We start from the raw sequence: 19,925 nt of genomic DNA on the forward strand, positions 1-19,925 counted from the left end.
GCACGCCATTGGATTCCGCGACATGACCCTGTCAACGCAGCAACTGGGGCAACTCAATCAGGCCATCCTCGCGGTGCACGGCGCGCCCGATCTGCACGCGCTGGCCACGCATTTGCTGCACGCGCTGCGCCTGGTGGTGCCGGGTGACATACGGGTGGTGGATTTCTCCGGCATTGCAGAAGTCCGTGGCTACACGGCCTACGATCCGGTGCGGGCCATTTCCTCCGAAGTCAACGCTGCGGTGCACCGGTATCTGGCCGACAACCCCTTGTATCGGCAGCGCCAGACGCAGGCCGCCAGCATTTCCGACCTGCTGACTCGCGGCCAATGGCAGCGGACGGCGCTCTACGCCCAGGCCTACTCCCAGGTTGGCCAGCAGGACGGACTCGCGCTGGACGTGGACCTGGGCCACGGAGCGATGCTGACCCTCAATGTCACACGCGCCTCGCGCGGCTACACCGCTGCGGAGCGCATGGCGCTGACCTTGCTGGGGCCGCATGCGCAGGCGCAGTGGCGGCGCCTGAGCCAGCAGCAGCGAATCAGCCAGGCGGCATGGCAGGCGCTCTCACCGGACTCGTCGGCTGCCGACGTGCTGAGCCCGCGCGAACGTGAAGTGCTGCAATGGGTCGCCAACGGCAACACCAACGCAGAAATCGCCACCATGCTGCAGTTGCGTGCAGGCACGGTGAAGCGGCACCTGGAAAACATCTACCGCAAGCTGGGAGCCGCCAATCGGCAGGACGCCTTGTCGAGGATGCGCAGGCCGGATTTCTAGCGCGTGTCGCGCGCTTGTGCGAACCCGCGCGGGCGCCGTGCGCGGGGCCAGCCCTTCGAGAAGCAGGGAAACCGGCCCTACGGCAAGACGCTCCGGTAGGCGACGCCAAACCGCTGGGCCAGCGCGTGCAGGCGCCTGTCCAGCGGCCACAGGCTGGCACCTGAAGACATGAGTGCCGAGGCCAGGAGCGTGATGTCCATCAGACCGCAGCCCAGACCAAAGAGTTGCTCGCGCTCTATCAAGGCCAGCACTTCGCGCATGCTGGCCTGTCGGGCAGGCTTGAGCCGCTGAAGGTCCGCGAGCGTGCGTGCGCGTGCCGGTGGCGTGCCGCAAGCCAGTTCACCCAGCACCAGGGGATGCATGAGCGCCATGTCTTGCTGCAGCAACTGCGCCAGGTGAGGATTGCCCTGCCTGAAGTGATCGATCCAGACCGAGGTATCGACCAGAACGGGATTCATGGCTCGATGCCCTGTGGGCGACGGGGAATCTCCCGCATGTCCGGTGCGGAGCCTCCCAGCGCGGCCAGACGCTTGGCCGCCTGCACTCTCACGAAAGTCTTGATGGCTTCGCGAAACAGGTCGGCCTTGTCCATTTCTGGCTCCGCCAGCTCCAGCGCTTCCTCGTACAAGGCGTCGTCGATGGTGACCGTGGTTCTCATGGCAGACCTCATTGCATCAATGTTGAAGCAAGTTTGCATCCAATGGCGCATCCCTGCAGGTGAGCCGCGCGGGATGGCGCCGGCTTTGCCTGCATGGTGTTTTTAATCTATTGGTTGTACCATGCAACCAAATTGCGAAGGAACATCGCCATGGACATGCAGCAGCGTCAGTTGGAACTGGCCGGCCCCCTGCCGGCCCTTGCACCATCGGGGCGGCTCCGGGGGCGTGTCTGCCTGGTGGTGGGCGCCACCAGCGGCATAGGCCGGGCCACCGCCTTGCGCATGGCCGAGGAGGGCGCCGCCGCCGTGGTGGTCACGGGGCGCCGCCGTGAGCTGGGCCTGCAGCTGGAGCAGGAAATCCGGCAGCGGGGGGCAGACGGCCTTTTCCTGGCCTGCGATGCAACGCGGCAGGAGGACATGGCAGCGGTGGTGGAGCAGGCCGTGGCGCGCTTCGGGCGGCTGGACGCGGCCTTCAACAATGCGGGCTTCCAGGAGCGCTGCGCCGCGCTGGCCGAACAGGATGACGCGGTCTTCTCCCAGGTCTTCGATACGAATGTGCGTGCGGTCTTCCACGCCATGCGCCATGAACTGGCGGCCATGCTGGCCACGGGCGGCGGCACCATCGTGAACAACACCAGCGTCAGCGGCATACGCAATCCCAACCCGGGCCTGTCGCTGTACGGCGCCTCCAAGGCTGCGGCCTTGTCGCTGACCCGCGCCGCCGCCATGGAGTACGCGCCGCACGGCATTCGCATCAACGCCGTTGCCCCTGGTCGCGTGGTCACGGACATGATGCTGGGCTCGGGCATTGCCGACATGCATGCCGTGGCGGCGGGCCTGCCGCTGCGGCGCATGGGCCATCCGCAGGAGGTGGCCACGGCCGTCGTCTGGCTGATGTCGGACGAGGCGGCCTTTGTGGTCGGGCACTGCCTGGCGACCGATGGCGGCTTTCTGGCCGGATGAGCCTGCCCGGGGCAAGTCCGTTGCGCGAAGTGAGCACTATCGGGTTTGATATGATGACTGTATAAAGATACAGTTTTCGAGCGGCCTGGCTGCCCGATCTGCCAGGCCCATGCTCCCTCCCCACCGTTTCTACTACCTGCACAACTTCCAGCGCGCGCTGGACTGGATTGGCCAGCGTTACGGCGATCTGCTGGACGCGCCCGAGCAGGAATTCCTCACCCGTTTCACGCAGCTGCCCCAGCCCTCGCAGGCGCTGATGGTGCGTTTGCTGATGCGGCGCGGGCCCTGGTTTCGGGCCGGCAAGCTGGTGTACGAAGAGATTCCCGCCATTGCCGACGCGGCCGCGCCCCTGCTGGATCTGGGCTGGCTGGACGCGGGCCACCCCATGGCGCTGGAGGAGCTGTTTGCGCTGCACACCAAGCCCGAGCTGCTGCAGCTGTTCGCAGGCGCACCCGTTCACTCAGGCCTGCGCAAGGCCGAGCTTTTACAGGCCCTGGAGCCCCTGCATGAGGCGCCCAGGCCCTATGCGCAATGGCAGCCCCAGGGCGTCGCAGCCGGCGAAGCCGCCTGGCGCGTGATGGTGGGCGCGCTGTGCGAGCGCTTTCGGCTGATGTTCTTCGGCAATCTCTACCAGGACTGGTCGGAATTCGTGCTGGCCGACTTGGGCGTGTTCCGCTACGAGGCCGTGGCCTTCGATGCGGCGTCGCGGGCCTTCCAGTCGCGTGCCGATGTCGATGGCTACCTGGCCCTGCAGGCCTTCCGCGCGGCGCTGGATGAGGGCGTGGAGATCGACGCGCTGCTGCAGCAGGTGGTCGGCTGCGCCAGCGGCAATGCCTGGCTGGAGCAGCGCCGCGCCAAGGTGCTGCTGCGCATAGGCCAGGCCTGCGAGCGCATGCAGGACTGGGAGCGTGCCGAGCAGGCCTATGCGCAAAGCCGCTACCCCGGCGCCCGCCACCGGCGCATGCGTGTGTACGAGCGCATGGAGCGCTTTGCCGATGCCATGGCGCTGGCCCAGGCCGCCCAGGCCCAGCCCGAGAGCGACGAGGAGCTGCAGCGCGTGGCGCGCATGCTGCCGCGCCTGCGCCGCAGCCTGGGGCAGGGCGCGCGCGGGCGTGCGGCGGCGCTGGCGCCCGTGGTGGCGCAGATGCGCATGGACGTGGAGCTGGAGCTGCCGGCGCGGCCCGCATCGGTCGAATACGTGCTGCGCGACCACTGGCACAGCGACGCCGCGCCCGTGTTCTACGTGGAGAACGCGCTCATCAACTCGCTGTTCGGCCTGCTGTGCTGGCCGGCCATCTTCGCGCCGCTGCCGGGCGCCTTCTTCCACCCCTTCCAGAGCGGCCCGGCCGACCTGTCCGCGCCCGACTTCGTGCAGCGCCGCGCAGCCTTGTTCGAGGAATGTCTGGCGCATCTGGACGATGGCAGCTGGCGCGAGGTCATCGTGCAGCGCCATGCCGACAAGCAGGGCCTGCAGTCGCCCTTCGTGTTCTGGGGCACGCTGAGCGCGCCGCTGCTGGCGCTGGCGCTGGACTGCATTCCGGCCGCCCACCTCAAGCTGTTCTTTGCGCGGCTGCTGCGCGACGTGCAGGCCAACCGCACGGGCTTTCCCGATCTGGTGCGTTTCTGGCCGGCCGAGTGCCGCTACGAACTGGTCGAGGCCAAGGCCCCCGGCGACAAGCTGCAGGACAACCAGATCCGCTGGCTGCAGTACTGTGCCGAGCACGGCATTCCCGTGCGCGTGTGCCATGTCCAGTGGCGCGGCCAGCCGCTGGGAGAGGCCGCGTGAGCTACACCGTGGCCGTGCGCGCGCTGTGCGAGTTCACGGCGCGCGCGGGCGACCTGGACCTGCGCTTCACGCCCGCGCCCAGCGCGCTGGAGGGCATGGCCGGCCACAGCCTGGTGCAGTCGCGCAGGGGCAAGGACTACGAGACCGAGATCAGCCTGGCCGGTGAATACGGCGACCTGCGCGTGCGCGGCCGCGCCGACGGCTTCGACGCCGGGGTTGGCCAGCTCGAGGAAATCAAGACCTACCGCGGCCAGATCGAGGGCGTGCGCGCCCACCACCGCGCCCTGCACTGGGCCCAGGCGCGCATCTACGCCCATCTGCTGTGCCAGGCGCGCGGCCTGCAGCGGCTGCGCGTGGCCCTGGTGTATTTCAACGTGGGCAACTCGGAGGAAACCGTGCTGGTGCAGGAGGAAGACGCGGCCACGCTGCGCGCCTTCTTCGAGCAGCAATGCGCGCTGTTCCTGGACTGGGCGCGCAGCGAGGCCGCCCACCGCGCGGCGCGCGAGGCGGCGCTGGCCGCGCTGCGCTTTCCCATGCAGGGCTTTCGCGCGGGCCAGCGCGAGCTGGCCGTGGCCGTCTACCGCGTGGCGCGCGCGCAGCAGGGCGGCCAGTGCCTGATGGCGCAGGCGCCCACGGGCATCGGCAAGACGCTGGGCACCATCTTCCCCATGCTCAAGGCCATGCCCGACCAGGGCCTGGACCGCCTGTTCTTCCTCACGGCCAAGGGCACGGGCCATGGCCTGGCGCTGCAGGCGCTGGCCAGCGTGAACCGGCAGATCGCCGAGCAGCACCAGCCACCGCCGCAGGAGCCGGCTGTGCCGCAACCGCTGCCCTCGCCACCCGCACCACCCGCGCCACCCGCAAGGCTGCGCGTGCTCGCCATCCTGGCGCGCGACAAGGCCTGCGAGCATCCCGACAAGGCCTGCCACGGCGACTCCTGCCCGCTGGCGCGCGGCTTCTTCGACCGGCTGCCCGCCGCGCGAGCCGCCGCACTGCAGCAGGCACCCTGGGACCCGCCTGCCGTGCGTGCCGTGGCGCTGGCGCACGACATCTGCCCCTACTACCTGGCCCAGGAACTGGTGCGCTGGAGCGATGTGGTCGTGGCCGACTACCACTACTTCTACGACAGCGCCGCCATGCTGTACGCGCTCACCCAGGCCCAGCAATGGAAGGTGGGCGTGCTGGTGGACGAGGCCCACAACCTGCTCGAGCGCGCGCGCCGCATGTACACGGCCGAGCTGTCGCAGTTCGCCCTGGCGGCCGCCCGCAAGTCGGCCACCGGTGCCGTACGCAAGGCGCTGGACCGGCTCAGCCGCAGCTGGAGTGCGCTGAACAAGGAACAGACCGCCAGCTACCAGGCCCATGAGGAAGTGCCCGCAGGCCTGCTGGGCGCCGTGCAGCGTGCCGTTGCCGCCATCGCCGACGCCAATGCCGACAGCCCCATGCTGCCCGGCGACCCCGTGCTGGATTTCTACTGGGAGGCGCTGCAGTTCATGGCGCTGGCCGAGCAGTTCGGCGGCCATGCGCTGTTCGATGTCCACCTGCTGCCCGGTCGCTCAGGTCCCCGTCGCGCGCCGGCCTCCACGCTGTGCATACGCTGCGTGGTGCCCGCGCCCCACCTGGCGGCACGCCATGCGGCGGCCCATGCCTCGGTGCTGTTCTCGGGCACGCTGAGCCCGCCGCACTTCTACCGCGACATCCTGGGCCTGCCCGAAGGCACGCACTGGCTGGAGGCCGACTCGCCCTTCCAGGCCGATCAGCTCGATGTGCAGGTGGCCGGCCATATCTCCACGCGCTACCGGGACCGCGACCGTTCGCTGCGGCCCATCGCCGACCTCGTGGCCGCGCAGTACGCGCGCCGGCCCGGCAACTACCTGTGCTTTTTCAGCAGCTTCGACTACCTGCAGCGCGTGGCCGAATGCCTGCAGCGCGCCCATCCCGATCTGCCGGTCTGGCTGCAGACCCCGTCCATGGACGAGGAGGGTCGCGCGGCCTTCCTGGCCCGCTTCACCGAAGCCGGTCAGGGCGTGGGCTTCGCCGTGCTGGGCGGGGCGTTCTCCGAGGGCGTGGACCTGCCCGGCGAGCGCCTCATCGGCGCCTTCGTGGCCACGCTGGGCCTGCCCCAGGTCAATCCCGTGAACGAAGAGATGAAGCGCGCCATGGATCGCCAGTTCGGCGCGGACAAGGGCTATGACTACAGCTACCTCTACCCGGGGCTGCGCAAGGTGGTCCAGGCCGCAGGCCGCGTCATCCGCAGCGAGCGCGACCGCGGCGTGGTCTTTCTCATCGACGACCGCTATCGGCGCGGCGAGGTGCAGGCGCTGCTGCCGCGCTGGTGGCGGGTGGAGGGCATGCGATGATCCGGGCCCGCACCAGTCCACGACTGCCATCCCATCCCCATCCAGTCCCCCATCCCGCCCCCATCCAGGAGCCTTCCGAATGCCCCGCATGCGCTGCGCCATCCTTGCATTGACCCTGGGCCTGCTGGCCGGCGGCCCGGCTGCGGCAGGCGTGGTGCAGCCTGTGCCCGACAGGCAGGCCAGCGAGAACAAGATGCCGGCCTATCCCAAGGAAGCCAGGCGGCTGGAGCAGGAAGGCAAGGTGGTGCTGCGGGTTCTGGTGGGCGCCAGCGGAAAGGCACTGGCCGTGGATGTGGCAGACAGCAGCGGCTATCCTCTGCTCGACCAGGAGGCGCTGGACGCCGTGCGGACGTGGCGCTTTGTCCCCGGCACGCGCGACGGCGTGCCGGACAGCATGTGGACGCGCGTGCCCGTCACCTTCCTGCTGAAATAGCGGCATGCCGGTGGTGGCAGGTGTGTACCCGGTGCGTGCCCTGCGCAGCGACACAAGGCAAGGAGCATTCCATGAAGATCGTCATCACCAGCGTGCTCGTCGACGACCAGGACAAGGCCCTGGCCTTCTACCGCGACGTGCTCGGCTTCGTTCTCAAGCACGACATTCCCATGGGCGGCGATGCGCGCTGGCTCACCCTGACATCACCCGGCGATGCCGATGGCGTGGAGCTGCTGCTGGAGCCCGACATGCACCCGGCCGCCAGGCCGTTCAAGACCGCCCTGCATGCCGACGGCGTGCCGGCCACCTTCTTCGGCGTGGACGACGTGCAGGCCGAGTACGAGCGCCTGAGCGCGGCCGGCGTGCGCTTCACCAGGCCGCCGACGCATCTGGGGCCGGTCACGATTGCCGTGTTCGACGACACCTGCGGCAATCTCATACAGATCAACCAGCGGCATTGAGCGGGGCCTGCGGCCCCTGCAGCCCTTTCGCGCTCAGTCCCTGGCGGTGGGCTTGTCGTGCCGGGGCGGATCGATGCGCTCGATGTTGCCCAGCAGCAGCGCGCGGCCCGCAAAGGTGCCGCCGGCGGTCTCCAGCGCAAAGCGCTCGGTGTCGCGGCCGCGCACTTCGGCCTCCAGCGTCTGGGCCTCGTCCTCGGTGGCGCCCAGGGCCAGCACGGCATGGCGGCCCATGAGCAGGGCGGACTCGAAGCTCTCGCGCACGACATGGTCGGCGTCCTTCTGGATGAGCTCCAGCGCGTGCTCGCGGTCATAGGCGCGCACGATGAGGCGGGCGTGCGGGCATTCGTGGCGCACGTTCTCCACGATGCGCGTGGCGGCGGCCTTGCTGTCCACGCAGACCAGGATTGCGCTGGCATGGCTGGCGCCGGCCGCATGCAGGATGTCGGCGCGCGCGCCGTCGCCGAAGTAGACCTTGAAGCCGTAGGGCTCGGCGTTGCGGATCACGTCGGGGTCGTTGTCGATGATGGACAGCTTGGCGCCACGGGCCAGCGGCCCTTGGCTGGCGATCTGGCCCACGCGGCCGAAGCCGATGACCAGCACGTTGCCGCGCAGGTCCTGCGGCGCCTCCACGCCGTCCAGCGACACGGCCTCGGCGCCTGCCAGGCGCTTGTGCAGCACCACCACCAGCGGCGTGATGGCCATGGACAGCACGACGATGGCCGTCATGTTGGCATGCACCTCGGGGTCGAGCACGCCGAGCTTGAGCGCCTCGGCAAACAGCACGAAGGCGAACTCCCCGCCCTGGGCCATGAGGATGGCGCGGTCCAGCGCATCGGCATGGCTGCTGCGTGCCACGCGGGCCACGGCATAGATGCACAGCGCCTTGCCCAGCATCAGCGCCACCACGCCCATGCCCACGATGCGCCAGTTCAGTGCCACCACCTCCAGGTTCAGCGCCATGCCCACGCCCAGGAAGAACAGGCCCAGCAGCAGGCCGCGGAAGGGCTCCACATCGGCCTCCAGCTGGTGGCGGAACGAGGATTCGGACAGCAGCACGCCCGCCACGAAGGCGCCCATGGCCATGGACAGGCCGCCCATCTCCATCAGCAGGGCGGCGCCCAGTACCACCAGCAGCGCGGCGGCCGTCATCACCTCGCGCGCCTTGGCCTTGGCCAGGATGCGGAACAGCGGGTTCAGCAGCCACAGGCCCGCGCCCACCAGCGCGCCCAGTGACAGCAGGGCCACGCCCGCGCGTTGCCACAGGGGCGAAGTCGCCACGGGCGCCGCATCGGCAGGCGCCAGAAACGCCACCACGGCCAGCAGCGGCACGATGAGCAGGTCCTCGAACAGCAGGATGGAGACGATGCGCTGGCCGCGCGGCGCCAGGATGTCGCCACGCTCGGCCAGCACCTGCATGACGATGGCCGTGGAGGTCAGCACAAAGCCCGCCCCGCTCACGAAGGCCACCTGCCACGGAAAACCGAAGGCCATGCCCACGCCCGTGAGCAGCAGCGCGCACACCACCACCTGCAGGCTGCCCAGCCCGAAGATCTGGCCGCGCAGGTCCCACAGGTGCGAAGGCTTCATCTCCAGCCCGATGACGAAGAGGAACATCACCACGCCCAGCTCGGCCACGTGCAGGATGGTCTGCGCGTCCGTCACCAGGCCCAGTCCGTAGGGGCCTATGGCCAGGCCGGCGGCCAGGTAGCCGAGCACGGCGCCCAGGCCCAGCCGCTTGAACAGCGGGACGGCCACCACGGCGGCCCCCAGCAGCGTGACGATTCCTACGAGCTGGCTTGCATTGCCTTCAGCTGCCATGTTGTGTTTCCTTTGTGCGTGCGTGCGTGCGGCAAGGCGGATTTCCATCCGCGAATTTGCGCGCAGGATAGCAAAGCCCGGTCCTGTGTAGAATCGCGCCCCCTCTGTGCCCCCCTCTGCGCTTACCTCACCGCCCAGCGCCATGCCCCAGATCCTCGTCCACGACCTCCGCAAGACCTACCGCATCCATGAACGCGACCCCGGCGTGATGGGCGCGCTGCGCGCGCTGGTGCGTCCGCGCCATCGCACGGTGCAGGCGCTGGATGGCGTGTCGTTCGCACTGGAGCGTGGTGAGCTGCTGGGCTTCATCGGCCCCAACGGCGCGGGCAAGTCCACCACCATCAAGATCCTGTCGGGCATCCTGCGGCCCGATGGCGGGCGCGTGGAAGTGGACGGGCGCGACCCCTTCACCGACCGCCAGCGCCATGTGGGCCGCATCGGCGTGGTCTTCGGGCAGCGCTCGCAGCTGTGGTGGGACCTGCCCGTGGGCGATGGCTTCAACCTGCTGCGCGACCTGTACCGCGTCGATCCGCTGCGCTTTGCGCGCACCCGCGATGAGCTGGTGGCCATGCTGAGCCTGGAGCGCTTGCTGGACCAGCCCGTGCGCCAGCTTTCCCTGGGCCAGCGCATGCGCGCCGAGATCGCCGCGGCCCTGCTGCACGAGCCCGAGATCCTGTTCCTGGACGAGCCCACCATCGGCCTGGACGCACCCTCCAAGCTGGCCGTGCGCGATTTCGTGCTGCGCGCCAACCGCGAGCGCGGCACCACGGTGCTGCTGACCACGCATGACATGCACGACATCGAGGCGCTGGCGCGGCGCGTCATTGTCATCGGCCATGGCCGCGTGCTGGCCGACTGCGCGGTCGATGCGCTGCGCGCCCAGGTCGTGGCGGCGCAGCGTGATGGCACGGTCGAAGGCGAAGGCGAGGGCGAGGGGCAGGACATGGCCATCGAGGCCGTGATCGCCCGCTTCTACGCCATGCATGGTGCCTCGGAGGTCTGAGCGCCATGGGACCGCGCCACCGTCTGCAACACCTGCTGCGCCCCTATAAGGCCGCCTTCGCCTCGCGCTTTCTGCTGATGCTGCAGTACCGCACGGCCGCCTACGCGGGCTTTGCCACGCAGTGCTGGTGGGGCGCCATCAAGACCATGGTGCTGGCGGCGTTCTACGGCAGCGCCTCGGCATCGGCCGGCGCGCCGATTTCGCTGGAGCACGCCATCACCTACACCTGGGTGGCGCAGGGCCTGTTCGCGCTGCTGCCGTGGAGCGGCGACCCCGACGTGGCCCTGGCCGTGCGCACGGGCGCCGTTGCCTATGACCGGCTGCGGCCCGTGGATGCCTATGCGCTGTGGTTCGTGCGCTCGGCTGGCTGGATCGCCGCGCGAGTGCTGCCGCGCGTGGCGCTGATGGTGGCGTTTGCAGGGCTGGCCCTGCCGCTGATGGGGCTGGGCGCCTGGGGCTGGCAGCCGCCGGCCGGCTGGGCCGCAGGCCTGGGCTTTGCCGCATCCATGCTGCTGGCGCTGCTGCTGTCCACGGCACTGGTCATGCTGCTGAATGTTGCCGCTGCCGCCGCGCTCAATGAAAAAGGTATCAACACGCTGGCCGCGCCCGTGGTCATCGTGCTGTCGGGCAACCTGCTGCCGCTGGCGCTGATGCCCGACGCCTGGCAGACCGCGCTGCTGCTGCAGCCGCTGGCCGGCGTGATGGACATCCCTGCGCGCATCTATTTCGGCCAGATGGCCGGTGCGCAGATGCTGGCCTGCCTGGCGCTGCAAGCCCTGTGGATTGCCGTGATCGTGGCCCTGGGCCGCGCGGCCATGGCGCGCACCATGCGCCGGCTCGAAGTGCAGGGCGGGTGAGCGCCATGGCCAAGCACAAAGGATCGCTGTCCATGTTCCTGCGCCTGGCGCTGGCCTCGCTGGGCGGGCAGGCGCGCTACCCGGCCTCGGCGCTGATGCTGACCCTGGGCCAGTTCCTGGTCACGGGCATCGAGGTCATCGCCGTCTGGGCGCTGTTCCACCGGTTTGGCGAGGTGCAGGGCTGGCGCATCGGCGAAGTGGCCGTGTTCTATGGCCTGGTGAACTGCATGTTCGCCCTGGCCGATGCGCTGGGCCGGGGCTTCGACGTGCTGGGCACGCAGTTCCTGCGAACGGGCGCCTTCGACCGCCTGCTGCTGCGCCCGCGCCCCGTGTGGCTGCAGCTCATGGGCCATGACGTGCGCATCAGCCGCCTGGGCCGCCTGCTGCAGGGCCTGCTGGTGCTGGGCTTTGCCACCGCCCAGGGCGCCGTGGCGTGGACGCCCCAGGCCGTGGCCGTGGCGCTGTTCGCCGTAGCGGGCGGCGTGGCGCTGTTCCTGGGCATCCTGGTGCTGCAGGGTGCGCTCTCGTTCTGGACCGTGGAAAGCCTGGAAGCCGCCAATGTGCTGAGCTACGGCAGCGTCGAGGCCGCCCAGTACCCTTTGGCCCTGTACGCGCAGTGGTTCCGCCGCCTGCTGACCTTCGCCGTGCCGCTGGCCTGCGTGGCCTACTACCCGGCGCTGGCCGTGCTGGGCAAGCCCGACCCGCTGGGCGCGCCAGCCTGGCTGGGCTGGGTCTCGCCGCTGGCCGGCTTTGCCTTCCTCTGGCTGGCCTCGGGCGCCTGGCGCATGGGGGTGAGGCATTACGCGTCCACGGGCAGTTGAAGCCGCTGCAGGCGCCGGTGCGCCACAGGCTCTAGAGCGTGTTATGCACTTTTAAGTACCCGCGTTGGTTCTGCGCGCTGGTGATCGCAAGGCGCAGTGCGCCGCCAAGGCTCATGCCTTGGCAAGCGCTGCAACGCCGCGAGCGCCTGCGCGCAGAGCCAACCCTTCGGGAAAGCCGGGAAAGGGGCCCGGCCCTTCGTTGCAGCCCGCTTGCGGTGTGGCAACCGCGGCGCGTGCTACGCCTCGTTCCGGGCCCCTTTCCCGGCTTTCGCGGGCACGTAAAAGTGCATAACACGCTCTAGACTGCGCGCTTGCCTTACTCCGGACACCAGACCATGACAGCAGATGCACGCTTCGCCCAGGCCGCCCTTGAGCTCGGCCACCGCTTCGATGGCGAGATCAAGATAGGCGGCAACTACAGCCCCGTCGTGCGCGACGGCCAGCAGCTGTTCGTCAGCGGGCAGATTCCCCGCGTGGGCGATGAAGTGCTCTATGTGGGGACGGTCGGCGCCGGGATCGACCTGACATCGGCCAGAACGGCCGCCGCCATCTGCGCCATGCGGGCCCTGGCCTTCGTGCAGCGCGCGGCCGGCTCGCTCGATGCCGTGCGCGCCGTTGCACGCATCACCGTCTATGTGCGCTCGGCGCCCGATTTCACCCAGCAAAGCGAGGTGGCCGATGGCGCCTCCGACCTCATCGCCCGGGTGCTGGGCCCCGTGGGTGCCCACACGCGCACTTCGGTGGGCGTGCTGCAGCTGCCCAAGGGCGCGGCCGTGGAGCTGGACCTGATCGCCCGCGTGGACTGATCGCGCTACCCCTATCCCTATTCCTATCCCTGGCCCGCTGGCGTTTCGTTGCGCGCCTTCCAGGCCCGCAGCGCCTGGCGGTACTCGTCCATGGCCAGGTCATAGCTGTCGAAGATGCAGGGGTCGCACCCATTGCCGCAGCAGGCGTCCAGGTCGGGCTGCTCGGGCGGCTGGGGCATGGGGTCGGCGGAGGCGGCGGGATCTGCGGAAACGGGAATCGGCGCGGTGGTCATGGGGGCGATTGTCTCGCGCCATGGGGCTTTCTGTAGAGCACCAAAAGCAAACCCGCGCTGCCGACATGCAGCAGCGCGGGTTGCTTGTTGACGCGTCTTACCGTCCGGTACGCTGCCTGCGCGCCATGCCCATGAAGCCGGCTGCTCCCGCCATCAGCGACAGCAGCAGCAGGCCCCAGCGGTCCAGCGTGGGGATGCTCTGCGCTCCTGCGGGGGCTCCAGGCAGGGCCAGGATGACGGGATCGACGAACTCGCCATTGACCGTCTTGTCGTCATCGCGCAGGCCGCCGTCCATGATGGTGTAGCTGACCTGGTTGCCACTGATGGTGGGCGTGAAGGGCTGCCACTTGGGCGTTGCGGTGGCGTCGTACTTCATCAACTGCGCGTTGGCGGGCACGGGGGACGCGAAGGTGAGGGTCACGGTCAGCGTGCTGCTGGGGGCGCACTGCTTGGCCGTGAAGTCCACGGCGGCCTGCGGGTAGGTGAAGGCCGCCGGCAGCGGGCCCAGCGAGCCGGCCACGGCAGAAGGCGAGGTGAAGCTGGCCGCAGTCAGCGTGCAGGTGGGGCTGCTGTTGGCAATGCCCAGATCCACACCCGAGCCCGAGGCGCTTTGCCTGGCCTCGCGCGTCACCGTCACCACATAGGTTTTCTTGGTCGTGCCGTCCTGCGCCGTGACTTCGATGGACACGGTATTGCTGCCCACATTCAGCGCCACCGGGGTGGAGGCCGCTGCGCCGTTGACCAGGATCGTGGCGCCCGCATCGGCTGCGGTGGCCGTCACCGTGACAGTGCTGCTGGTGTTGGGCACGGTGGCCGTGTAGGCCAGGGTGCCTGCACCAAAGCCCGGTGCGAGCGTGCCGCTGCTCAGTGCCAGGGCGCTGAGGTCGGCGTTGGTGGAGTTCACCACCAGGGTGTAGCTGGTGCTGCCCGAGGTGAACGGAGCACCCGTGCCCGTGGAGGAGTCCGTGGCCGTGATGGTGAAGGTGAAGCTTCCCGCCGCGGTGGGCGTGCCGCCCAGAACACCGGTGCTGGCATTGAACGTCATTCCGGTCGGCAGCGTGCCGCTGCTGGCGTAGGTGTAGGGCGCCGTGCCTCCGCTGGCAGTGAAGGTCTGCCCTGCATAGGCCGTGTTCAGCCTGGCGGCCGGCAGCGTGGAAGCTGCGGGCGTCAGCGCCACCGTGGCTGCCGTCACGCTGCCACTGTAGGTGCGCTGGCCGCTGATGCTGCTGTTGTCGGTCGCCTGCACCGTGAAGCTGAAGGCCCCGGCCGCCGTGGGCGTGCCGCTGATCACCCCGGTGGGCGACAGTGACAGGCCTGTGGGCAGCGTGCTGCCGCCGGCCATTGCAAAGGTGTAGGGCGTTGCGCCGCCGCTGGCGGTCAGGGTCTCGCTGAACGAGACACCTACCTTGGGCGTGCCGGCCAGCGTCGCGGGCGTCACCATGATGGCCACATAGGTGAACTGGCCTGCCGCGCCGGTGGCGCTGGTGCCACCAGTCGTTGTGACGCGCACATCGACCGTGCCCGCCGATCCTGCAGGCGCTGTGGCCGTGATCTGCGTGGCGCTGTTGACCGTGAAGCCCGTGGCGGCCGTGCCGCCGAAGGTCACGGCCGTGGCGCCGGTGAAGTTCGTGCCGGTCAGGGTGACCGTGGTGCCACCAATCGAAGAACCGCTTGCGGGCGAGACGGAAGTCACCGTGGGTGCGGGCACATAGGTGAACTGGTCGGCCGCGCTGGTGGCGCTGGTGCCACCCACGGTGGTGATGCGCACGTCTACCGTGCCCGTGCCGGCAGGCGCGGTGGCCGTGATCTGCGTGGCGCTGTTGACCGTGAAGCCCGTGGCGGCCGTGGCGCCGAAGGTCACGGCCGTGGCGCCGGACAGGTTGGTGCCGGTCAGGGTCACCGTGGTGCCGCCCGCTTGTGGGCCGCTGGTGGGCGAGATGGAGGTCACCGTGGGCGCAGGCACATAGGTGAACTGGTCGGCCGCGCTGGTGGCGCTGGTACCGCCCGCGGTGGTGATGCGCACATCTACCGTGCCCGTGCCGGCAGGCGCTGTGGCCGTGATCTGCGTGGCGCTGTTGACCGTGAAGCCCGTGGCGGCCGTGGCGCCGAAGGTCACGGCCGTGGCGCCGCCCAGGTTGGTGCCGGTCAGGGTCACCGTGGTGCCGCCTGCCTGCGGGCCGCTGGTGGGCGAGATGGACGTCACCGTGGGCGTGGCCACGTAGGTGAACTGGTCTGCCGCGCCGGTGGCGCTGGTGCCGCCAGTCGTGGTGACGCGCACATCGACCGTGCCCGGCGACCCTGCAGGCGCGGTGGCCGTGATCTGCGTGGCGCTGTTGACCGTGAAGCCCGTGGCGGCCGTGGCGCCGAAGGTCACGGCCGTGGCGCCGGAGAGGTTGGTGCCAGTGATGACCACCGAGGTTCCTCCTGCGGCGGGCCCTGCCGTGGGCGAGACGGAAGTCACCGTGGGTGCGGCCACGTAGGTGAACTGGTCGGCCGCACTGGTGGCGCTGGTGCCGCCCACTGTGGTGATGCGCACGTCTACCGTGCCCGCTGCGTGGGCAGGCGCGGTGGCCGTGATCTGCGTGGCGCTGTTGACCGTGAAGCCTGTGGCGGCCGTGGCGCCGAAGGTCACGGCAGTGGTGCCGGAGAAGTTGGTACCGGTGATGACCACCGAGGTTCCTCCTGCGGTGGGCCCTGCCGTGGGCGAGATGGAAGTCACCGTGGGCGCGGGCACATAGGTGAACTGGTCGGCTGCGCTGGTGGCACTGGTGCCGCCCACCGTGGTCACCGTCACATCGACCGTGCCGGCGCTGCCCGCGGGCGCGGTGGCTGTGATCTGGGTGTTGCTGTTGATGGTGTAGGTGGCGGTCGTGGCGCCAAAGCGCACGGCGCCGGTGCCAGGTGCTGCTGCGAAGCCGGTGCCCGTGATGATGACCGTGGTGCCGCCGCCGGTGGGACCTGCCGTGGGAGAGATGGAGGTGACCGACGGTGCCGCCACATAAGTGAACTGGTCAGCGGCAACGGTGGGACTGGTGCCGACGGAGTTGCTGACGCGGATGTCCACCGTGCCCGTTCCGGGCGGCGCCGTGGCCGTGATGCTGGTGGCGCTGTTGACCGTGAAGCCGGTCGCTGCCGAGGCGCCGAAGTTCACGCCCGTGGTGCCGATGAAGTTCGTGCCCGTGATGGTGACCGCCGTGCCGCCCGTCTGAGGGCCTGCCGTGGGCGCGATGCTGGTGATCGTGGGCGTTGCCAGGTAGCTGAATTGATCGGCCCCGCTGATGGCGCTGGTGCCGCCCGCCGTTGTGACGCGCACATCGACCGTGCCTGTGCCCGCAGGCGAGATGGCGGTGATCTGGGTGGCGCTGTTGACGACATAGCTGGCGGTTGTCGCGCCGAATAGCACGGCGGTGGCGCCGGACAGGTTGGCGCCGGTGATGACCACGCTGGTGCCGCCAGCCTGCGGGCCAAAGTTGGGCGAGACGGATGCCACCGTGGGCGCGGGCAGATAGGTGAACTGATTGGCTGCGGCAGTGACGCTGGTGCCGCCTGCTGTCGTGACGGTCACGTTCACCGTGCCCGATCCTGCCGGTGCCGTGGCCGTGATCTGGGTGGCGCTGTCGACCGTGAAGCTGGTCGCCGGCGTACCGCCGAAGCTCACGGCGGTCACGATGGAGCTGTCGATCACGTTGGTGAAGTTGGTTCCGATGATGGTGACTGGATATCCACCAGCGGCCAGGCCGCTCGTGGGCGACAGCGCCGTCGCCGTGGGTGCGGCAGGGGGGAAGGGATCGACGGCCAGATCGTCGAAGGCGAAGTTGCCGCCTTCGCCAACCGTGGCATTGTTGGATACCCGTACTTCGTCCACATCCGCCAGCGCGCTCAGATCGATAGGGACGAATTGCTCGGTCATGGAAGACGTCTTGGTGACGGTCACGCTGGCACCGGACACGGGGCTGCCGCCGCGATAGCCCGCGAGTGTGAACTGGGTCATTGAGCCGTAGGCATGGATGCGCACCCGTGCGAGGCTGAAGCGGTCCGTGCCATTGGCCGCCTTGATGATGGCGTTGCCGTCAAGGGTGGCGGAGGTGATGGCGTCGCCGGACGTGGTGATTCCCGGGCTGCCCGTCTGCAGGTCCACTTCAGCGAAATAGGACCACTGGCCGGTGAAGCGAAGCCCGTTGTAGTCCGGGGCAACATCCGAGAAGGCGCCAGGCGCGGCGCTGCTCCCGAAGTCGATGATGCCCGGGTCCACTGCGGCATGGGCCGGAGCCGCCAGTGCCATCACCAACCCTATGAACCACGCAAACCACATGGACAGCATGCGTGAAGCGGACTTGGGCCTGGGGGTGTGGTTGGTGGGCATGGCGGGCAATGGCTGGAGGTGGAAGAACGTCAGGGCCTGACGGGGAATTCGCCGGACAGGCAGATGCAGAAATTCAGCGCCAGAACGGGTTGCATATTGCTATGGGCCTGGTTGCCGCCGACGGGCAGCAGCGCTGTCGGCGCCATGGCCGAAGTGGCAGCTCCCGCTGCATAGGTGGGCCTGGCGCTGCCCCGGGGCGGTACGCCTTGCATGCCCTGCGCCAGCAAGTTGCCGCTGGGGGTGGCCGCCGTGGCGCCGGCGCCCTGGGCGCTGATGCCGTGGCTGTGCGCCGGTATCTGCGCAATGCTCAGCGTTTCGGTGGCTGTGCCCATGGTTTCACCGATGTTGCGGGGGCTCAGTCCAGGTCCCGTGCCGGCGCCCATGGCGGCTCTGCCCTGCAGATTGGGCAGCATGAAGTTGGTGGTTCCGTTACCGCCGAACCGGTTTCCGATGACCGAAAAAAGCGCTGCGTTCTGCTGTATCTGTATGGTCTGGCCTGCGCAAAAGGCCCAGTTGACAGGGGCGAAGTAGAAGCCGAATGCGCGGACCTCGCCGTAGAAGGGATCTGCCATATGGATGTTTCCTTGGGGGAGGCTTGTTCAGTTGCGGGACGGGAAGATCCCGGAGCTGGCGATGCACCAGTTGATGACCAGCGAGGGCTGCATGTTCTGGTGAGGCTGGCTGCCGCCGCTGATGTCCACGGCGGTGGCCGCCATGAAGGAATTGGTGGGCGCGCCATAGGCAGACAGGCCATTGGCGGCCTCGGCCATCACATTGCCGCCGGGGACATTGGTGGTGGCCACCGCGGCGCTGGACAGCAACTGGTGGGTGTGCTGGGGCATCTGGCTGGGGGTCAGCGTGACGTTTTCCGTACCGTCGATCAGGCCGAGCACAACGCTGCCACCGTATCCAATGGGCGTGCGACCACGCAGATCGGGCAGGCCGAAGGTCGTCGAGCCATTGCCGCCGTATTGGGTGCCCAGCAGCGCAAACAAGGCCTGGTTCGTATTGATCGGCAGAATCGCTCCGTTGCACAGCAGCCAGCCCCTTGGGACCTGGCCAAAGGCGAATGCGCGGATCTCTCCGAGAAAGGGTTCCATGAAGTGCTCCTGTCCGTGCTATGCGAAGCTGGGGAAGATGCCCAAGAGGCAGATGATGTAGCTCAGCACCAGGCTGGGCATGACGTTGTTGTGCGGCTGCCCGCCGCCGACGATCTGCACCGAACTGGGTCCCAGGGTGGCGGCAGTCGTGGCGGGTGAGGGGGCGTAGAGGTTGAACCCCGTGACGGCTGCCGGTACCTGCTGTTGTGGCTTGCTGGTGCTGGCGGCGCCGGCCGCCGAGAACTGGTGGGTGTGCCCGGGCAACTGGTTGATGTTCAGCGTTACGTCTTCCGCACCCATCTGCTGGCCCAGAACGCGGTTGCTCCCGCCCGGCAACTGGCCTTGGCCAATAGGAAGCCGGCCCTGCAGGTTGGGCAGTGCGAAGTTGGTGATGCCGTCGCCGCCATAGGTGGTACCCAGCAGCGCGAAGAGTGCGTCGTTCTCGCTGATGGCAATCAGCCTGCCGTCGCACAATGCCCAGTTCTGGGGGGCAAAGTTGCCCGCAAAAAGACGGATTTCTCCAATATATGCCTCGCTCATGGCGTCTCCTCCTCCTTGATCGACGTGTTCATGCGTGTGATGAGTGCCTGGTAGCTGGTTTGCCCCGGCTCCGCATCCACGACGGGCCCCAGGAACAGAGCAAAGCGTCCCAGGCGTTCGTGGGAAAGCAGGTAGGTGTCGTGGGCCGGGCGGCCGATGTCAGGCCCCTTGAAGCGCAGCGAGCAGCGCGAGGCCAGCAATCCCTGCGTGACCGTGGCCGTTTCCAGGCGCAGCGCCACGGGCGCGGCACCGGGGAGCTGCAACGCGAAATCGGTGCCGACCAGGCCGGTGAAATCCTCAGGGCAGGGCATGCGCGCAGGCTGCGGCGCGCGGCGCATATACCAGTACACGCCGCGATCGGCCTCGGTGACAAAGCCCAGGCGCTGGTAGTGGCCGAGGATGGGGTTGTTCTTCTCCACATGCAGGCCCAGGTCAATGCCCAGGGCATCTGACTCATCCGTCAAAGCCTGCAGCAACTGCCGCCCCACGCCCTGGCGACGGTGCCTGGGAAGCAGGGCGATATCCACCACGCGGATTTCCTGCGGGCTGCGGTCCACATACAGCCGGCCCGCTATCTCGCCATCGCGCAGCACCAGATCGAAACTGGGGTTGGCGTAGGCCGTCGAATACTGGGTGTGCTGCGCCATGAACTGCTGGCGAATGAAGGCATTCCATTGCTCCTCGGGCCAGCCGAATTGTTCGCGCTCCTGCTCGCGTGTGGAGGCGAAGATGGCCAGGAGAGCGGCTTCGTCGCCGGAGCCAATGGGTTGAAGCGCCAGCGCACCGCAGGATTCGGGGTGAGGGCTGCGGAGACTGGTATTTGCAGGCGCAGTGCTCATGAATGGAAATCGACTGGAAACGCAGGAGTTCCAGTCGTGAATAATTGAAAAGAGTTGTTAAATCATAGGCAGTTTTTGCAAAGGATTGTCAAATTTCTTTGAGAAAGGA

At 68.5% G+C, this 19,925-nt stretch carries 19 protein-coding genes; 10 read left to right on the plus strand and 9 right to left on the minus strand.

Annotation, left to right across the window (positions count from 1 at the left end):
- The first annotated feature begins 22 nt into the window (after positions 1 to 22).
- On the plus strand, positions 23 to 775 hold the full coding sequence (locus LGR64_RS00890; RefSeq protein ID WP_230354850.1) for a helix-turn-helix transcriptional regulator: 753 nt from the start codon (positions 23 to 25) through the stop codon (positions 773 to 775).
- A 77-nt stretch (positions 776 to 852) separates the two neighbouring features.
- Here LGR64_RS00890 and LGR64_RS00895 read toward each other — a convergent pair whose 3' ends face one another.
- Together LGR64_RS00895 and LGR64_RS00900 are read right to left on the minus strand one after the other, a co-directional pair.
- Complete coding sequence (locus tag LGR64_RS00895; protein ID WP_230354851.1) at positions 853 to 1,233, minus strand: type II toxin-antitoxin system VapC family toxin; 381 nt, start codon at positions 1,231 to 1,233, stop codon at positions 853 to 855.
- A complete protein-coding gene (locus LGR64_RS00900; protein WP_016448366.1) occupies positions 1,230 to 1,433 on the minus strand; it encodes a type II toxin-antitoxin system VapB family antitoxin in 204 nt (67 codons plus the stop codon). Before LGR64_RS00900 ends, LGR64_RS00895 begins: the two co-directional genes overlap by 4 nt.
- A gap of 150 nt (positions 1,434 to 1,583) precedes the next feature.
- Between LGR64_RS00900 and LGR64_RS00905 the strand changes: the two genes are divergently transcribed.
- The 5 genes from LGR64_RS00905 to LGR64_RS00925 all read left to right on the plus strand — a co-directional run bounded on the left by LGR64_RS00905 (position 1,584) and on the right by LGR64_RS00925 (position 7,436).
- Positions 1,584 to 2,396, plus strand: a complete 813-nt coding sequence (locus LGR64_RS00905) for an SDR family NAD(P)-dependent oxidoreductase (RefSeq protein WP_230354852.1) — start codon at positions 1,584 to 1,586, stop codon at positions 2,394 to 2,396.
- Between the two features lie 109 nt (positions 2,397 to 2,505).
- Positions 2,506 to 4,182 carry a VRR-NUC domain-containing protein gene (locus LGR64_RS00910; protein ID WP_230354853.1) on the plus strand — a complete coding sequence of 559 codons (1,677 nt, stop codon included), beginning with the start codon at positions 2,506 to 2,508 and terminating at the stop codon, positions 4,180 to 4,182.
- Complete coding sequence (locus LGR64_RS00915) at positions 4,179 to 6,542, plus strand: helicase C-terminal domain-containing protein (RefSeq protein WP_230354854.1); 2,364 nt, start codon at positions 4,179 to 4,181, stop codon at positions 6,540 to 6,542. The genes LGR64_RS00910 and LGR64_RS00915 overlap by 4 nt, the downstream gene beginning before the upstream one ends.
- A 79-nt stretch (positions 6,543 to 6,621) precedes the next feature.
- Positions 6,622 to 6,975 (plus strand): energy transducer TonB, encoded by a 354-nt coding sequence (locus LGR64_RS00920; protein ID WP_012207609.1) that lies wholly within the window; start codon positions 6,622 to 6,624, stop codon positions 6,973 to 6,975.
- 71 nt (positions 6,976 to 7,046) lie between these two features.
- On the plus strand, positions 7,047 to 7,436 hold the full coding sequence (locus tag LGR64_RS00925) for a VOC family protein (RefSeq protein ID WP_012207608.1): 390 nt from the start codon (positions 7,047 to 7,049) through the stop codon (positions 7,434 to 7,436).
- Positions 7,437 to 7,469: 33 nt separating this feature from the next.
- On the opposite strand, the gene LGR64_RS00930 is transcribed toward LGR64_RS00925, so the two are convergent.
- Complete coding sequence (locus tag LGR64_RS00930; protein ID WP_088165570.1) at positions 7,470 to 9,254, minus strand: monovalent cation:proton antiporter-2 (CPA2) family protein; 1,785 nt, start codon at positions 9,252 to 9,254, stop codon at positions 7,470 to 7,472.
- Between the two features lie 142 nt (positions 9,255 to 9,396).
- On the opposite strand from LGR64_RS00930, the gene LGR64_RS00935 reads away from it, so the two are divergent.
- The 4 genes from LGR64_RS00935 (at position 9,397) to LGR64_RS00950 (ending at position 12,741) form a co-directional block, all read left to right on the plus strand.
- Positions 9,397 to 10,257, plus strand: coding sequence for an ABC transporter ATP-binding protein (locus tag LGR64_RS00935; protein ID WP_230354855.1), 861 nt, complete (start codon positions 9,397 to 9,399; stop codon positions 10,255 to 10,257).
- A 5-nt stretch (positions 10,258 to 10,262) separates the two neighbouring features.
- Positions 10,263 to 11,114, plus strand: coding sequence for an ABC transporter permease (locus tag LGR64_RS00940; protein ID WP_230354856.1), 852 nt, complete (start codon positions 10,263 to 10,265; stop codon positions 11,112 to 11,114).
- 5 nt (positions 11,115 to 11,119) lie between these two features.
- On the plus strand, positions 11,120 to 11,935 hold the full coding sequence (locus LGR64_RS00945) for an ABC transporter permease (protein WP_016452672.1): 816 nt from the start codon (positions 11,120 to 11,122) through the stop codon (positions 11,933 to 11,935).
- Between the two features lie 335 nt (positions 11,936 to 12,270).
- A complete protein-coding gene (locus LGR64_RS00950; RefSeq protein WP_230354857.1) occupies positions 12,271 to 12,741 on the plus strand; it encodes a RidA family protein in 471 nt (156 codons plus the stop codon).
- 23 nt (positions 12,742 to 12,764) lie between these two features.
- Here LGR64_RS00950 and LGR64_RS00955 read toward each other — a convergent pair whose 3' ends face one another.
- The 6 genes from LGR64_RS00955 to LGR64_RS00980 form a co-directional block, all read right to left on the minus strand.
- Positions 12,765 to 12,974, minus strand: a complete 210-nt coding sequence (locus LGR64_RS00955; protein WP_013800552.1) for an oxidoreductase-like domain-containing protein — start codon at positions 12,972 to 12,974, stop codon at positions 12,765 to 12,767.
- 97 nt (positions 12,975 to 13,071) lie between these two features.
- Positions 13,072 to 17,337, minus strand: a complete 4,266-nt coding sequence (locus LGR64_RS00960) for an IPTL-CTERM sorting domain-containing protein (RefSeq protein ID WP_230354858.1) — start codon at positions 17,335 to 17,337, stop codon at positions 13,072 to 13,074.
- 29 nt (positions 17,338 to 17,366) lie between these two features.
- Positions 17,367 to 17,909, minus strand: a complete 543-nt coding sequence (locus LGR64_RS00965) for a phage tail protein (protein WP_096914091.1) — start codon at positions 17,907 to 17,909, stop codon at positions 17,367 to 17,369.
- Between the two features lie 27 nt (positions 17,910 to 17,936).
- Positions 17,937 to 18,437 carry a phage tail protein gene (locus tag LGR64_RS00970; RefSeq protein ID WP_096914090.1) on the minus strand — a complete coding sequence of 167 codons (501 nt, stop codon included), beginning with the start codon at positions 18,435 to 18,437 and terminating at the stop codon, positions 17,937 to 17,939.
- An 18-nt stretch (positions 18,438 to 18,455) separates the two neighbouring features.
- Complete coding sequence (locus LGR64_RS00975) at positions 18,456 to 18,977, minus strand: phage tail protein (protein WP_096914089.1); 522 nt, start codon at positions 18,975 to 18,977, stop codon at positions 18,456 to 18,458.
- Complete coding sequence (locus tag LGR64_RS00980; protein WP_096914088.1) at positions 18,974 to 19,816, minus strand: GNAT family N-acetyltransferase; 843 nt, start codon at positions 19,814 to 19,816, stop codon at positions 18,974 to 18,976. Before LGR64_RS00980 ends, LGR64_RS00975 begins: the two co-directional genes overlap by 4 nt.
- Positions 19,817 to 19,925: the final 109 nt, after the last annotated feature.

It is taken from the genome of Delftia sp. Lp-1, from assembly GCF_020523835.1.
Taxonomy (GTDB): domain Bacteria; phylum Pseudomonadota; class Gammaproteobacteria; order Burkholderiales; family Burkholderiaceae_C; genus Comamonas; species Comamonas acidovorans.